General features: G+C 52.1%; 15 protein-coding genes. 11 read left to right on the top strand and 4 right to left on the bottom strand.

Annotated elements, in window-relative coordinates; genetic code table 11:
• The first annotated feature begins 15 nt into the window (after window positions 1-15).
• The 3 genes from BN2684_RS08360 (at window position 16) to BN2684_RS08350 (ending at window position 2,343) form a co-directional block, all read left to right on the top strand.
• Window positions 16-462 carry a hypothetical protein gene (locus tag BN2684_RS08360; protein WP_058301730.1) on the top strand — a complete coding sequence of 149 codons (447 nt, stop codon included), beginning with the start codon at window positions 16-18 and terminating at the stop codon, window positions 460-462.
• A 144-nt stretch (window positions 463-606) separates the two neighbouring features.
• Window positions 607-1,614: a catabolite control protein A gene (gene ccpA, locus BN2684_RS08355; RefSeq protein WP_058301729.1), complete on the top strand. Its 1,008-nt coding sequence runs from the start codon at window positions 607-609 to the stop codon at window positions 1,612-1,614.
• Between the two features lie 36 nt (window positions 1,615-1,650).
• Window positions 1,651-2,343 carry a 5'-methylthioadenosine/adenosylhomocysteine nucleosidase gene (locus BN2684_RS08350; RefSeq protein WP_058302506.1) on the top strand — a complete coding sequence of 231 codons (693 nt, stop codon included), beginning with the start codon at window positions 1,651-1,653 and terminating at the stop codon, window positions 2,341-2,343.
• Window positions 2,344-3,077: 734 nt separating this feature from the next.
• Here the strand turns inward: BN2684_RS08350 and BN2684_RS08345 are convergent.
• The gene (locus BN2684_RS08345) at window positions 3,078-6,167 is read right to left on the bottom strand and encodes a transglycosylase domain-containing protein (RefSeq protein WP_058301728.1); all 3,090 of its coding nucleotides are present in this window, start codon (window positions 6,165-6,167) and stop codon (window positions 3,078-3,080) included.
• A gap of 535 nt (window positions 6,168-6,702) precedes the next feature.
• Here BN2684_RS08345 and tyrS point away from each other — a divergent pair.
• Window positions 6,703-7,968: a tyrosine--tRNA ligase gene (tyrS, locus tag BN2684_RS08340; protein ID WP_058302505.1), complete on the top strand. Its 1,266-nt coding sequence runs from the start codon at window positions 6,703-6,705 to the stop codon at window positions 7,966-7,968.
• Between the two features lie 275 nt (window positions 7,969-8,243).
• Here tyrS and BN2684_RS08335 read toward each other — a convergent pair whose 3' ends face one another.
• From BN2684_RS08335 to BN2684_RS24720, 3 genes are all read right to left on the bottom strand, one after another.
• Entirely contained in the window at window positions 8,244-9,428 is a 1,185-nt protein-coding gene (locus tag BN2684_RS08335) for a tyrosine-type recombinase/integrase (RefSeq protein WP_058301727.1), read from the bottom strand.
• Window positions 9,429-9,549: 121 nt separating this feature from the next.
• A complete protein-coding gene (locus BN2684_RS08330) occupies window positions 9,550-9,960 on the bottom strand; it encodes an ImmA/IrrE family metallo-endopeptidase (protein ID WP_234340199.1) in 411 nt (136 codons plus the stop codon).
• A 61-nt stretch (window positions 9,961-10,021) separates the two neighbouring features.
• Window positions 10,022-10,549, bottom strand: a complete 528-nt coding sequence (locus tag BN2684_RS24720) for a helix-turn-helix domain-containing protein (protein WP_058301725.1) — start codon at window positions 10,547-10,549, stop codon at window positions 10,022-10,024.
• Between the two features lie 266 nt (window positions 10,550-10,815).
• Between BN2684_RS24720 and BN2684_RS08320 the strand changes: the two genes are divergently transcribed.
• The 7 genes from BN2684_RS08320 to BN2684_RS08290 all read left to right on the top strand — a co-directional run bounded on the left by BN2684_RS08320 (window position 10,816) and on the right by BN2684_RS08290 (window position 14,630).
• Window positions 10,816-11,010: a helix-turn-helix domain-containing protein gene (locus BN2684_RS08320; RefSeq protein ID WP_058301724.1), complete on the top strand. Its 195-nt coding sequence runs from the start codon at window positions 10,816-10,818 to the stop codon at window positions 11,008-11,010.
• A 39-nt stretch (window positions 11,011-11,049) separates the two neighbouring features.
• Window positions 11,050-11,328 (top strand): hypothetical protein, encoded by a 279-nt coding sequence (locus tag BN2684_RS08315; protein ID WP_234340198.1) that lies wholly within the window; start codon window positions 11,050-11,052, stop codon window positions 11,326-11,328.
• 376 nt (window positions 11,329-11,704) lie between these two features.
• Window positions 11,705-12,400, top strand: coding sequence for a DUF7666 domain-containing protein (locus tag BN2684_RS08310; protein WP_058301722.1), 696 nt, complete (start codon window positions 11,705-11,707; stop codon window positions 12,398-12,400).
• Window positions 12,400-12,654: an AbrB/MazE/SpoVT family DNA-binding domain-containing protein gene (locus tag BN2684_RS08305; protein ID WP_058301721.1), complete on the top strand. Its 255-nt coding sequence runs from the start codon at window positions 12,400-12,402 to the stop codon at window positions 12,652-12,654. The genes BN2684_RS08310 and BN2684_RS08305 overlap by 1 nt, the downstream gene beginning before the upstream one ends.
• Entirely contained in the window at window positions 12,647-13,018 is a 372-nt protein-coding gene (locus BN2684_RS08300; protein ID WP_058301720.1) for a hypothetical protein, read from the top strand. Before BN2684_RS08305 ends, BN2684_RS08300 begins: the two co-directional genes overlap by 8 nt.
• Window positions 13,019-13,032: 14 nt before the next feature.
• Entirely contained in the window at window positions 13,033-13,440 is a 408-nt protein-coding gene (locus BN2684_RS08295; protein ID WP_058301719.1) for a hypothetical protein, read from the top strand.
• On the top strand, window positions 13,437-14,630 hold the full coding sequence (locus tag BN2684_RS08290) for a DUF2800 domain-containing protein (RefSeq protein WP_058301718.1): 1,194 nt from the start codon (window positions 13,437-13,439) through the stop codon (window positions 14,628-14,630). Before BN2684_RS08295 ends, BN2684_RS08290 begins: the two co-directional genes overlap by 4 nt.
• The last annotated feature ends 9 nt before the right edge of the window (window positions 14,631-14,639 follow it).

The raw sequence follows: 14,639 nt of genomic DNA, 5'->3' as shown, positions 1-14,639 counted from the left end.
CCGGGAGTGGTAAACATGGATAAAAGATGCAGCTGTGGACATCAGATGGAGTTGAAGTTAAGTACGGTTGTTTTCAAGAAAAACGCAGAAATTGAAAACGTACCGGTGCTGATCTGCGACACCTGCAATCACAGTGAAATTTTTCCTCCGGTGAAGCCTTGCTTGGTCAGTCTGCTGGGGCGATTGAAAGCTCTCCTTCCGGAAAAGATCCATCTGCGCTTCGACGAGCGGAATGAAATTGCCCGCATCATACAGCTTCAACAGAAGCAAGAGGCTGGAGTCGAAGGCGTGCGAAGACTGATTGAGGAACGGATCAATGAGCTTTTGGATATGCTCTTGCTGGCCCGTTCGCTGGAGGATCAGGAGTGGGTCGACGACATTCAGCAAAAGCTGGTTCAACTGACAGACAAGACGCTTGCCGCCGTGATCATCTCTTTCAGCCGAAACCGAATAAACCGGTGAGGAAAGCAGCCGATTAGAGGGAATTCGCTGCGGATTTTCGGCAAGGCACGGCCGAATCGTTGCGAAATCCCTTTTTTTGTCGTATCATTACGATAATATAGGTCGAAATGAACCAAATTATATAGAGTAATGGAGCGAAGAAACGTGACCGTAACGATCTATGATGTAGCCCGCGAAGCGGGAGTGTCCATGGCAACGGTTTCCAGGGTTGTGAACAACAACCCGAATGTGAAGCCACAGACCCGCAAGAAGGTCTTTGAAGCAATCGAACGGCTCGGCTATCGCCCCAATGCAGTGGCGCGTGGCCTGGCTAGTAAGAAAACGACTACGGTAGGCGTTGTCATCCCGGATATTTCGAACAATCTCTTTGCTGATGTTGCACGGGGAATTGAAGATATCGCCAATATGTATCACTACAACATCATTCTCTGCAATGCCGACAAGAAGAAGGAGAAGGAAGTCCGCGTGATCAACACGCTTCTGGAGAAGCAGGTGGACGGGCTCCTGTTCATGGGCGGGACGGTAACGGACGAGCATCGGGAAGCGTTCAATACGGCCAATGTGCCGATCGTGCTTTGCGCCACGTCCGATGACAAGGGCATCCTCCCCGAAGTGGACATCGACCACGAAGCGGCCGCTTTTGACGCCGTAAACGTGCTTATCGCCGCAGGGCATCGCAAGATCGCGATGATCAGCGGTACGCTTCAGGACCCGGCTCTCGGCTTTGCCCGTTATCAAGGGTACAAGAGAGCGTTGGAGCAGGCCGGTATCCCTGTTCAAGAGAGCTATGTGCGGGCGGGCAACTACCGGTACGAATCCGGATTTGAAGCGATGGGATACTTCCTTAGTTTGGCCGATCGGCCGACGGCGATCTTCTCCGCGACGGACGAGATGGCAATCGGCGCCATCCATCGGATTCAAGACGAAGGTCTTCGCGTTCCGCAGGATTTCTCCATCATCGGCGTAGACAACTCCCGGATGGCCTCCATGGTCCGCCCAACGCTTTCTACGGCGGCCCAACCGATGTACGACATCGGTGCGGTATCGATGCGGCTGTTGACCAAGCTTATGAACAAGGAAAGCGTGGAGCAAACGAAGTATGTGCTCCCTCACGAGATCATTACCCGCAAATCGGTGGCTCAGTTAAGCTGAGCCTTCTTTTTTTGGAGGACACGACGAGTGGATATGATGAAATACGGCTTAATTGGTGCAATGGATGAAGAAGTTACTTTTTTTCATGAGCATTTGAAGGATACAAGCGTCACCCGCTATGCAGGGATCACCTTCTACGAAGGGCGCTTTCAAGGAAAACAGGTAGTCCTCTGCAAGTGTGGAGTGGGGAAGGTAAACGCGGCGATTTGTACGCAGGTGCTGATCGATCGGTACGCAGTAAAAACCATTCTGTTTACAGGAGTGGCAGGTGCGCTGGCCCCCGATCTGGAGGTCGGAGATGTCGTTGTCTCCGTCGAATGCATGCAGCATGATATGGATGTGAGTCCGCTTGGTTACCCGAGAGGCATTATTCCCTATCAAGAGCTCTCGATATTTCCTGCCGATAAGCAGCTCGTTCAAGTCGCTCTGGAGGTCGGAGAAGAACGATTCCATCGCCGGATCAAGAGCGGCCGGATTTTGTCTGGTGATCAATTCGTCGCGAACAGGGATACGGTGGAGAACCTCCATCGCGAGATGAACGGAATCTGTGCCGAGATGGAAGGCGCCAGTGTCGCTCAGGTGTGTGCCATGAACGGCATACCGTATATCGTGATTCGCTCCATGTCGGACAAAGCAGACGGATCGGCTCCGGACAATTACGCCGCCTTCACTCAGAAGGCGGCGAAGAATTCTTATCAGATGATCGAGGGGCTTCTGGGGAGGCTTTAAGCACTCGATCTCCTCTGTATTCTCATAGTTAACCGATTAGCCGTCAGATTGCGGGAAGCGCAACCTGGCGGCTTATTTTTATGAACGCCCATCCTTACCTGTGAACTAGGAGGATACCCTAACGAGGGCTATCGAATGTCAACTGGTTGACAAAAGCAATGAGCGGGGCGACTTTTCGACTGGCGGAAATGTTCGAGGATGAGATCATGACAACTCCCGTGTTGGCCGCAACACGTAATGAGCTCCCTTTGAAGTTAGGCAAAATAGCAAAGGAGCGGAGGACGCATTGGGGTACCTTAATCCTCCTTCATCTCCGGTAACTCTACAAAGGAATGCGGTGGTGGTGGGCCTGTGTTTGGGGCCTGCTCCTTGTCGTGAGTGTGGTGTCTCCCAATGATTGGTCGACGATCCTGATGTTTCTCTGGCCCGTTCTTCTGTGGGGGAGACTCGGAAGCCTTCCTTACCTGTACCAAGCTTCGGAATTGGTCCTCTATTCGCCCTACATGCTGAAGCGCTACGTCTTGTCTTCGTTCTTGGCTGGATTTGTCCTGGTTTTTCCTTCAGCTCTTGGGCTACTGATCCAAGGAGCAAAGAAGCTCATAAGGGCTAGCGATCTTTTTGGCATAATCAAAACAAAGCCCTTCCATCTTCCTACATGGAAGGGAAGGGCTGAGGAGTTGCTTACTCTGCCTAAAGCTTTGATGAACATCGTTTCTCTACTTGATAATCGTGCTTTATTGAACCGTTGTAATGACAGAGGGATCGGATTCTCCGTTCTCGTTCACGGCGGTAAGATAAAAGCTGCCGCTTCCCAGCCCGGTAATGTAGAGAATTTCGGTCTGCCGCGTGTTCGCCTTCCATTCAAACGGCCCTTCCGGAGTTGCCGCATAATACAACCGGTATTCGGTAATGTTCTGCTCGCTTGGGTTAGCGGTCCAGGTCAGATGGATGCCGGCTGCCTCACGGACAGCGGTGATGCCGCTTGGAGCGGTAGGCACCTGAGCAGGCTGAGGCGTCGCCGATGAATCCGGATTGGTTGATTCACCCGGTCCTGGTGTTGGCGTTACCGTATCACCGGGATCGGGGATGGTGCTGCCGCCCGGCAGAACGACCGTACTCGGCTCGGACTCCTTGCCGACTACATCCACCGCCGTCACATAATAAGCCGAGAGTGCGCCAGGGGCTGTAACCGTAAAGACGGCTGGAGCTCCGGCAAGCACGACATTGCCGGTGATCTGCTGATAGCTCGTCATGTCCGCAGCCCGATAAATGCGGTATCCGACGACATCGGTGCTGGTGCTCGGTGTAAAGGTGATCTTGGCGGATGCGATGCCGCCGGTCATCGCCAGTCCGGTAGGCGGCGCCGGATTCTGTCCGTCGTCGGTTCGGGGATCGACTTCCTGCGGAGCATCCATGTCGGCATCAACTGGAATGTACCGTTCGATCGGCTTGCGATCCTTCGCCGAAACCTTCGCCATCAGCTCGGAGATTCGCTTGAGCAATGCGCTGATCGACTCTTTGCGCTTGATCCCGAGCTTTTCCGTCAGAAATTCCTCGGGAGTTTCCGGCTTGGCGACGTAGTTGACGCCATTGTACACAATCGTCTTAATCGGGACGAGAACGTCATCTTCGTCCTGTGGAATATACTTCACGTTGAACAAATCGGTGGTGAGCTTGCCGGCTTTGACCACCTCTTCGTTGGGAATCTTGCCGGAAAGTGTGGACACCGTCATCTTCGTCAGCCCCTTCGGCTGCGTGAAGGTCTTGTTGGGGAAGAGATCGGGTTTCTTATTCATGACTTCATCCATGACGAGTGCCCAAATCTGCTTGGCTCGTTCGGTGCCACCGGTTTTCTTGCTCAGCTTGTATTTCTGGTCGTCGTACCCAACCCAGACGCCTAAGGTGATGTCCGGCGTATATCCCATGTACCAAGCGTCTCCGTCATCCTGGGTCGAACCCGTCTTACCGGAGGTAGCGACTTCTCCATAGTGCTTGAACAGAGTTTTGATCGATTTAGCCGTTCCGTCTGTGATGACGGTGCGGAGCATATCCGTCATGAGATAGGCGGTCTGCTCGGAATAAACGCGCTTCGGCTCCACCGTGTGTTCGTAGATCGTGTTGCCTTCGGCATCTACAATCTTGCGAATCATATAAGCATCCAAAAATTCGCCGCCGTTCGGGATGGAAGAGTACGCGTTGGTCATCTCCTCGACGGTGACCCCATGAGCCAAGCCGCCGATAACGCCTGTTTGCGCGCTATAATCCGAATCGGTCAAGGAATTGATGCCGAGTTCCTTCGCAAAGTTCCAGGCTTCCTGAATGCCTACATCATTTAAGAATAGCTTGATTGCCGGAATGTTATAGGACTGGTTCAAGGCTACGCGGGCGGTTACCAGCCCGTGGAACTTGTGGTCCCAGTTCTCGGGAATATGGAATCCTTTCTGGTAATCCTTCAAGATAACAGGAATGTCGTCGATGACTCCGGCCGGTTGAATCGCGCCTTTCTCCAAAGCGGGCAAATACGCGGCGATCGGCTTCATGGTCGAGCCCGGTTGACGCTCGGCCTGCATGGCGTGATTGTACTGTTCGCGGTCGTAGCCGCGGCCTTCAATCATGCCGAGAATGGCGCCGTTCTTGTTGTTGAGCAAGACAGCTCCAACCTGCTCATACCCCTTTTCCTTGTCATAGGGGGTGAAGTTCTCATCATTCTTGCCAATGACTTGCATGGAGTCGTAGATTTGCTTGTTGATGGTGGTGTAGACCTTGTACCCGCCTCGCTGGAGGTTGATTTCCTCTTCCTTCAGCGCTTCGCTGTACAGGTCGGGATTGGTCTCCTTGTCGATATCGGGATGATGAATCGACACGAGAATGTCCATCGCTTTCTTTTCCGCTTCGATCATCAGGAACGGATAGGTGTTGTACGCCTTCTCCTTGGTGGGAGCCAGCGATTTGCGGATGTCGAAGGCGAGCGCCTCTTTATATTCCGCATCGGTGATGTACTGGTTCTCCAACATTTTCCCAAGCACGAGCTTTTGCCGATCGATCGCGTCCTTGATGCGCTCCTCGTTGGGCTTGCCCTTGCTGTTGTAGTTGGAGAAGTTGTTCGGCTGCTGGGGAATCCCGGCCAAGTACGCGAATTGTGCTATGTTCAGCTTGTGAAGATCATTCACGTTAAAGATGCCTTTGGCTGCCGTCTTAATCCCATAGAGATTGTAGCCATTAGACCCGTTCCCGTAAGGGACCTTATTGAGATAGGCCGTAAGAATCTCATCCTTCGACATATGGCGCTCCAGACGGAGGGCCAATACCATCTCCTTGATCTTGCGGGTGATGTCCCGGTCGAGGTTCAGAAACACGCGGCGGGCAAGCTGCTGCGTGATGGTGCTTCCTCCGGTCTGCACGGATTCGTTCAGAACCTGCTGCTTCACGGCGCGCAGAGAACCGCTCAAATCGACACCATGATGTGTCATGAAATCTTTGTCCTCAATCGCCAGGACGGCTTCTTGCATTTTGAGCGGGATATCGCTGAAGCTGGCGATCTGCCGGTCTTCCTCGGTGCGAAGCTGGCCGATGACCGAATCGTCGCTGAAGTAAACGTAGCCGGTGATCGCATCCTCGCTCATCTTTTTCATGATCTCATCGTGGCTGCGAACCGGTTCGTCCTTCAGGACGGCGGATACATATCCGTACACGGCTCCTCCTCCGAGAAACCCTGCCAGCAGTAGGACCACGAAGGTCCATTTAAACGTTACCCAGATGGCTTTCCCGGTCAGACGCAGACCCCTTACGAAGCGGGAAGAGCCGTTTTCTCTATTCTTGCTCATGCATGACCTCCTTAACTCCACCGTCCATTATAACACAGTTGTAGCGGGTGAACAGGTGGATTGACTTGCGGCGCAGGATATGATATAACTAACAACAATTCGAATACCGATAAAGCGTTGATGGATCGGGGAGACCCGACTAGGCATTCCGAGCATTGCTCCAGAGAGCCGGTGGTTGGTGTGAACCGGTGCAAGCGGATAAGCCGAAGTACAATCCGGAGCGGACAAAGGGAACGAGCAGGGATTCAGCATGGCTGGTCTTCTGTTCCAGTAGCTTCTGTCCGGGGCAATCCCGTTATTCCTTGATGGAGTGAAAGCGGCGTTTCATCGCTGCTTTTCAATCGTCGCTTCCCCCTATGGGTGCGAGGGTTGAATAAATGAGGGTGGTACCGCGAGTCAGAGTCTTCTCGCCCCTTTTTGGGGAGGAAGGCTCTTTTTGTGCTTACCCAAAAGACGCGGAAGAACGGAAAAAGTTTCGTTTTTTTGGGGAGATGCATAAGGTTTTGACACCATTTTTTTGAAAGGGGCAGCCATTGTGACAAACATCTTGCAGGATCTGGAATACAGAGGAATCATCTACCAGACGGCGAATCGAGAAGAGCTGGAGAAAAAGCTGGAAAACGAGAGGGTCACGCTGTATATCGGCTTTGATCCGACAGCGGACAGCCTGCATATCGGCCATCTGCTTCCGATTCTCACGCTACGGCGCTTTCAGCAGGCCGGGCATCTTCCGATCGCACTGGTCGGAGGCGGCACCGGGATGATCGGCGATCCGAGCGGTCGTTCGACCGAACGTGTCCTCAACTCCGTTGAGGTGGTGCAGGGCTTCACCGAGACCATCCGAAACCAGCTGTCTCGCTTCCTGGACTTTTCGGAGAACCGGGAGAACCCCGCGCGGATCGTGAACAACTACGATTGGCTCGGTTCGATTTCTCTGATCGAGTTCCTTCGCGACATCGGCAAAAACTTTACAGTGAATTACATGCTGGCGAAGGATTCCGTCGATTCGCGGATGGCGAACGGCATCTCGTTCACAGAATTCAGCTACATGATTATGCAGGCCTACGACTTTTACCAGTTGAACGAAAGGATGGGCTGCAGCCTGCAGCTTGGCGGAAGCGATCAATGGGGCAACATTACCGCCGGGCTTGATCTGATCTCCAAGCAATCAGGCAATCAGGTCTTCGGCATTACGATGCCGCTCATCACCAAGAGCGACGGAACCAAGTTTGGTAAATCGGCCGGCAACGCAGTATGGCTGGACCCGGAGAAGACGTCTCCGTACCAGTTCTATCAGTTCTGGGTCAACACCGATGACCTCGACGTGATCAAGTTCCTGAAGTACTTCACCTTCTTGCCCGCGGAAGAAATTACACGCCTCGAAGCAGCCGTGTCTAGCGAGCCGGAAAAACGGGAAGCGCAAAAGGTTCTGGCAGCGGAAATGACCAAGCTCGTTCACGGAGAGGGAGCACTGGAGAGCGCCATCCGCATCACGCAGGCGCTGTTTAGCGGCAGCGTTAACGAGCTGAGCAAAGCGGAAGTGGAGGAAGCGTTCAAGGATGTACCTTCCACGACCATCAACGACCCGGAAATGGCTTTGACCGATCTTCTCCTGGAAGTGAAAGCGGCCCCGTCGAAACGGCAGGCGCGTCAAGATATCGAAAGCGGAGCGGTGACGGTAAACGGCACGAAAGTGACGCGGGTTGAAGCCAAAGCGTCAGAGCTCGGTCGGATTGGCGACGTGTACCTGATCCTTCGTCGAGGCAAGAAGAATTACTTCCTCGTCCGTTTTACCGAATAACGGTTATCGGTTTGAAATTCGAGAATAAAAGACTTGGCCATCGGCCAAGTCTTTTTTGTACCGCTTAGTTTCTCAGGATGTGATCCATAAATCCTTGCCTGCTTCTTTCGCCATGAAACGGAGCGGTGCTGAGGAAATAAAAAAAGCATGGAGGCGGGCAACTCTCGTTGCGCCACTTCCATGCTTTTGCTTGAAGCGGATAAGGAGCCGAAGATTAACGGCTGTAGAATTCGCCCAAGCCAAAAACCCCAGTAGTAAAGCGGTCTCGCGGGTTCTCACGACCCATTAGCCCCAACATTAGCCCCACTTAGACTGTCGCTGAAAGCGGATACTGCCCTTACCTCAAATTCCTTGAATGAGTGAGCATAGACTCTAAGGATCATGTCCGGTGTGTTGCCGAGCCGATCAGCAATGGTTTGCACGGGAATGCCTTGATTAATTAACAGTGTTGCATGCGTGTGCCTGAGTCCATGAGCGGTTATAGGCTCAATCTTAACGCCAAGTTTCTTCAACCTACTGAATACACGCTTGAAAGAGTAGAATACCATGTTGTCGGCTATGGGCTGCCCATCTTGGAATGAAATAAAGACAAAATCATTCGCCTTGTCTAGTTTCATCCCGTAAGAGAACTTGGTTTCGACACACCATTTTTGATAGGTGGCCAACTGCTTGATCAAAATCGCATCGATCGGAATGGTGCGGTAGCTACGTCTTGTCTTAGGCGTCCGGTAGCCGTGCTTGTCTCTGGTGGCTTCGATCGTCAGTGTAGATTGCTCGAAATCGACGTTCTTCCACTTGAGTGCCATCGCCTCGCCTCTACGTACACCCGAATAAGCTAGGAGAAGCATTAGCGTATAATTGGTGATGTTCTCTTGCTCCGCAGCTTTCAAAAACACAATCAATTCTTGCGCGGTCAGGACGTTATCCAGATCATCGTCGACTTCAAGGTTGATCTTACTGAAACGATTACGAGGAATGATTTCATCTTCGACAGCGGCATTGATCGCGATCTTGAACAAGCGATGGAACAAGGCTACTGAGCGCGGTTTGTATTTCGCTTGGAGTGGTTTGATATAAGCCCGAATGTACGTGGTCTTTTCCAGCTCTCTCAGCTTGTACTTACCGAGCAACGGCTTCATTTGATGTTCGATTGCATTCTTCCGTTGCAGCCTGGATGTGACTTCCCAGCCATCACTATAAGTCTCATACCAGATGTCCAGCCACTTTTCGACAGTCAGCTGACTGTGCTCGACCTGCTTTACCTGCCCTCGCATTAAAGCCGCTTTGACCTCGATCAACGCCTTCAGCGCGTCCTTTTCCGTCAAGAATGAACTTTGCTTCTTTTCTTTTCGCTTGCCAGCACCGTCATAGTACTTGTGCCGATACATGAAGCGCTTCTCGCCGTTTTCTAAAAAATAATAGTAAATCTCGTCATCAGTCTTCGTCTTGTTCAGTTTCATATTTACCATCCCTTTTGTGCGTGGGTAGACGCTTAGACGGATGGGCAACGTCTGAAAAAAAGAACATATGTTCTGTTTTGATCTATAAGTAAACCGCCTCTCAGCGGGGAAGCGCAGAAAGTTAAGATATGATTTTTACTTCAAGTGGGTCGAAATAGATCGTATGCCAATCATCGGCCATTACGGACAGACCGTACTTTTCGGCATACCGGTCAATGGCCGCTTGCAAGAATTCTTCCGTCACACCCAGATACTCGGCCAGTTCATAGCGCCCAGCGACGTGAGCATAGTGGGCCTGTACGATCTGATCTAAAGGGAGTATACACTGATATGCCCATTGCCTGGCACGAAGTTCTTGCTTACGGTTTCGGATGTCTGATTGGTCTAGGATGTTGCCGGAGCTGGTATAGTAATGGCCTAACTCTTCGGCAAGGACACAAGCTTTTTCGATAGAAGTAGGAATGCGACTATCTAGTAGAATGATGCCGTCCCCGTAAAAGCCCTTGTTCCTACCCCGCAATGTTCTTACCAAAATATCTACGCCCGCTAATCGGGCTGACTCGCATAGGTGGTCGAAGCTAAGAGGCATCGCGTCACTCCCTGTTCTTCTTGAGCTGTCTTTTCAGTTTCAGTATCTCCTTGAACTCTTCGATATCCTTGATTTCTTCTTCTGTCCAGTCTTCGCCGTCGTGGTGGGCGGCGATAGTCCCTGGCTCGAAAGAAAGATTGTACTCCTTAATCAAATCTCCGAGTAAAAGATCCCCATTCTCGTGAAACTCTGCAACAGTCATATCGGCTATATTTCCGTACTCTGAGTGAGAGATTATTACCGATTTGAAGTAAGGGCCGTCATCAATTTCAACATGCAAACCGTATCGGGAGAATTCATAAATTAACTGATCTACCGACTTTAAAATCCTTGGCATCTTTTTTATAGAGCCCGTTACTAAAATGTAATCTACAGTGACTCCGAAAAAATCAGCAACCTTTTTTAACTTTTCCACTGCGGGTGAACTTTTTTCCCATTTGTAGATTGTCCCATTCCCGAAACCTAACTCTTTTTCAAGCTTGAAGATGGAAATACCCCTATCCTTGCATAAACTCTGAATTACTTCTAACAACTGAATAACCTCCAAAAGTAATTTATTTAGAAAATAATCAGAATCAGCGTTGACACTATGAATATTTTCAGATAAACTACAGTCAACAGCTTAATCAACAGCGGAGAAGGCAATAAAAAACCAGAGGTCACATGACCTGCTTCTAAAAATCGTTCCCCAACGACGTTTATTTGATTATGCCTTCTTTATGATATTAGAATATTTTCGGTCCCTTGTCAACGATTAAGCTGTTATTTTTACAAATTTCTGTAAAGGAGTGATTGTCAGTGGCGCATTATACAGAGTTCGGGGCGGAAGCACGGAAGATTATGCTTCGGCGCAACATCAAGGTGAAGGACGTGGCCGAAGAACTTGGAGTGACAAGTTCCTATGTGTCCGATATTTTCAGGGGCTTGCGCCCCGGGGAAAAACAAAAGCCGCGTATCGCGAAAATGCTGAATATGGAAGGCGAGGCGGAATGAGTCAACTCGTGTTCATTGAAAACTAAACAGGGGGAGGTGGTGAGTGAGGTGATCCCCGCCGAGATCAAAGTAAATCTTGATTCAAAAGCGATTCAAGATTATGTGCAGCAGGAGTTACAGAAGCATGTGCATCAACAATTGCTGCTGGTTGATATTAACCGGCTGAGCGAACTGACATCGATGTCGGTGAGATATTTGGAAGACGATATCCTATCCGATCCAAGGGTACAGATGCATGAACGTAAGAAAAATCGAAAACGTTGGTGGGTTGCGAAACCAACATTCGATGCGATCTTGGAAATCGTTGACGGATGGTAATAAAAAGCGTGGGTAGACGCGATTTTCATATCTGTAAGCACGACCTATCGAAAGAAGCAACTCTAATGAAAGTCATGCTTACGCCAGATCGAATACAACGAAGCCGGTAAGGACTTTCTTCTCCAGTACGTGAAAACCTGGCAGGCTGAGGCTAACGTGTCGCATGAAGTAGAAACTTACATTCTATGAAGGGAGGTGAGAGCTTTGAACATAACCGGACAAGTCTGGCTGCAGCTTACAAAGGAAGAGCGCATGGTCTGCCTGACCTTCGCAGCTTGGGAAAATGCAAAACGGCCCAATCGGACCGCCATCCGATAGAGCCGCACATTGAAAAATCTCTTTGAACTCATTCTACCACAATTCGAGGAGGAAGAACATGAAAGGTTTTAAGGCGTTTGACAAAGGTCTGGTTTGCCGGGGTTATCAATACCGCGAGAACGAGGTATTCGAAGAGAACGTGTCCCCCGAAGTATGCAGCCAAGGGTTCCACTTCTGCGCGGACCCGATGGACGTCCTCGAATACTATCCGCTGATCGATGATAACGGCAATGTGCCGGACTTCGCGGAAGTCGAAGCTCTCGGACCGGTTCATACCGAAGGGAACAAGTCGGCTACCAACAAAATCAAGATCGGAGCGAAGCTGGGGCTTCCAGGCTTCGTGAAAGCAAGCTTCGACTTCCTTTGGGAGAAATGTTCCTCCAATCCCTCTGAGCCCGATCCCGGACACCGCGCCCAGCTCGCCAGCAGCGGAGACAGCGCCCAGCTCGCCAGCAGCGGAGACAGCGCCCGGCTCGCCAGCAGCGGACACCGCGCCCAGCTCGCCAGCAGCGGAGACAGCGCCCAGCTCGATCTGCAAGGATCTGATTCTGTTGGAGCGGCTGTTGGGATCGGAACGAATCGCATTCGCGGTAAGGTCGGGAGCTGGATCACCCTTGCAGAGTGGGTTTGGGATAGCGAAAAGGACGTATATGTTCCGCATTGTGTGAAGTCCGCGCAGATCGACGGTGAGATCATCAAGGCCGATACCTGGTACACGCTAAAAGACAGCGAGTTCATGGAGGTGGACATCTGATGAAGGCTACTGGCATTGTTCGCCGCATTGATGATCTTGGCCGTGTGGTTATCCCGAAGGAAATTCGCTCCACGATGGGTATCACTGAGGGCGAACCACTGGAAATCTTCGTGGACGGCGACCGAATCATTTTCCGCAAATATACTCCGGGCTGCGTGCTGTGTGGTAGCACGGAACAGCTTCAATCTGTAAGCGGCAAGCTCATCTGTCGGCAATGTGTACTCGGTATCGCTTTGGTGGCTAAACATGCGTGATCTACAAGCTGATCTGGCGATCTGCGAGGCAGCGACGCCGGGACCGATTCAAATGAAGCCTTGTGCTTGCGGTCGATGTAATCAGTTTCTTCTTTCAATTACTCATGCCGATGGCCGCTTTGATCCTGAGAACGCGAAATTTATAGTCGAAGCTCGTGAAGGATGGCCGGAGGCGATCCAGCGAGCCCTGAAAGCAGAAGCCGAAGTAGTCACACTCACCAACCAGCTCTACAACTGTGGGAAAGCCGTCTTCGAGCGAGACCAGGCTAGGCAAGAACGTGATAATGCCGAGGATAAAGTGGACAGGCTCGAGGACGAGCTCCGCATGCTCCAGGATGCACTCAATCAAAGGTATCAACCCTAAAGGAGGACTCATACATGTCTGTACAGATCAACATCACCGGCGAGGACGCCGGACAAGCCCTGCAAGACCTTGCTACTCTTTCCGCTGCTCTTGGATCGCCCAAAGGAGTCGTTGCGGTTCCCGAACAGCCGGAAGCCCCGAAGGCGACTCGCACCCGTAAGCCCGCCACGGCCAAGCCCACCGAGCAAACGGCCGCTGAGTCGGAAAAGCCCGATGAAGCTGAGGAAGATTTCCCCGATACCACATCGGATGAGGAAGTGCCGGACGATGTGAAGCTACGGGCTGCGGCATCGGAAGCGGCCTCTCGCGCAGGGAAGGCGCCGGTTAAGGCTCTGCTGGACAAATACGGTGTGCCCAATGTCACCGCGCTGCCCGACGATAAGCGGGTGCAGTTCCTGCGGGACTTGGAGGGGCTCGAATGACGGCTCCTGCACACGCCGAAAGAGCTCATGCCCTGCTTGGAGCGTCCAAGGCAAGCCAGTGGATCAATTGTCCGCCGAGCGCTCGTCTGCAGGATGGAGTCCCGGACAAACGGAGCGAATATGCTAACGAGGGCACCGCTGCGCACGAGCTGTCCGAGCTGATCCTTCAGCGACGGCTGACGCTCTGCAACCAAGCGGAACGCAAGCGCCTCGATAAGGCTATCGCCGATTTCCAGACGACAAGCACCTACTACGGCTCTGAGATGGGTGAAGCTGTCGGCTACTACGTCGAGGTGGTCGAGGAGCGCTTCATGGAGTCCAAGGCGCGCAGCTCCGACGCTGTCATCCTATTTGAGGAACGTCTTGACTTCACGGAATGGGTTCCGGATGGATACGGGACCGGCGACGTCGTCTTGATCGCTGACGGAGTCATGGAAGTGATTGATCTCAAGTACGGCAAGGGTGTGCCGGTCAGTGCGATCGGCAACCCTCAAATTCGGCTGTATGCCCTCGGCGCCTTGTCCGGTTATAGCTTCCTGTACGACATCCGGGAAGTCCGCATGACAATCGTTCAACCTCGTTTGGACAGTATCTCGACGGATACGATGTCTGTGGACGAGCTCCTGGCATGGGCTGAGGAGGTTGTCCAGCCGGCTGCGGCACTGGCCGATGCCGGTGAAGGGGAGTTCAAGGCAGGCGATCATTGCCGCTTCTGCAAGGTCAAGGGAAGTTGCCGGGCTCGAGCTGACGCCAACATGGCTGCCGTGTCCTACGAGTTCAAGAATCCCGCGCTTCTCACTTTGGAAGAAGTCGGTCAGATCTTAGCCATTACCGAACAACTTCAAGCTTGGGCAAAGGACGTCCAGGATCATGCATTCGATCAGGCCGTTGCTGGCCACGTTGTCCCGGGATGGAAGTTGGTCGAGGGACGGAGCAATCGAGCCATAGTCGACAAGGAAGTCGCTGAGAAGAAGCTGGAGGAAGCAAAAATCGAGTCCGACAAGTTCCTTAAGCCGCGGGAGCTGCTGGGGATCGGAGAACTCGAGAAACGAGTCGGGAAGAAGGAGCTCGCCGCGCTCATCGGGGATCTTATCGTGAAACCTGCTGGTAAGCCCGTGCTGGTAGTGGAGACCGATCATCGGCCCGCAATCAACAGCGTCGAGAACGACTTCGCCAACGAAGAATTCTAAATCAAAGGA

Origin of the sequence: Gorillibacterium timonense (assembly GCF_001457415.1) — a bacterium.
In the GTDB taxonomy this organism is placed as follows: domain Bacteria; phylum Bacillota; class Bacilli; order Paenibacillales; family NBRC-103111; genus Gorillibacterium; species Gorillibacterium timonense.
The sequence above is the reverse complement of the archived record's forward strand: the minus strand, read 5'-3'. Positions and strand labels throughout refer to the sequence as shown.

Excerpts from the sequence above, each read along its gene's own strand:
- BN2684_RS08345 (WP_058301728.1), bottom strand. The coding sequence starts at position 6,167 with ATGAGCAAGAATAGAGAAAACGGCTCTTCCCGCTTCGTAAGGGGTCTG.
- BN2684_RS08350 (WP_058302506.1), top strand. The coding sequence starts at position 1,651 with ATGAAATACGGCTTAATTGGTGCAATGGATGAAGAAGTTACTTTTTTT.
- BN2684_RS08310 (WP_058301722.1), top strand. The coding sequence starts at position 11,705 with ATGAAAGGTTTTAAGGCGTTTGACAAAGGTCTGGTTTGCCGGGGTTAT.
- BN2684_RS08360 (WP_058301730.1), top strand. The coding sequence starts at position 16 with ATGGATAAAAGATGCAGCTGTGGACATCAGATGGAGTTGAAGTTAAGT.
- BN2684_RS08290 (WP_058301718.1), top strand. The coding sequence starts at position 13,437 with ATGACGGCTCCTGCACACGCCGAAAGAGCTCATGCCCTGCTTGGAGCG.
- BN2684_RS08305 (WP_058301721.1), top strand. The coding sequence starts at position 12,400 with ATGAAGGCTACTGGCATTGTTCGCCGCATTGATGATCTTGGCCGTGTG.
- BN2684_RS08295 (WP_058301719.1), top strand. The coding sequence starts at position 13,033 with ATGTCTGTACAGATCAACATCACCGGCGAGGACGCCGGACAAGCCCTG.
- BN2684_RS08300 (WP_058301720.1), top strand. The coding sequence starts at position 12,647 with ATGCGTGATCTACAAGCTGATCTGGCGATCTGCGAGGCAGCGACGCCG.
- BN2684_RS08335 (WP_058301727.1), bottom strand. The coding sequence starts at position 9,428 with ATGAAACTGAACAAGACGAAGACTGATGACGAGATTTACTATTATTTT.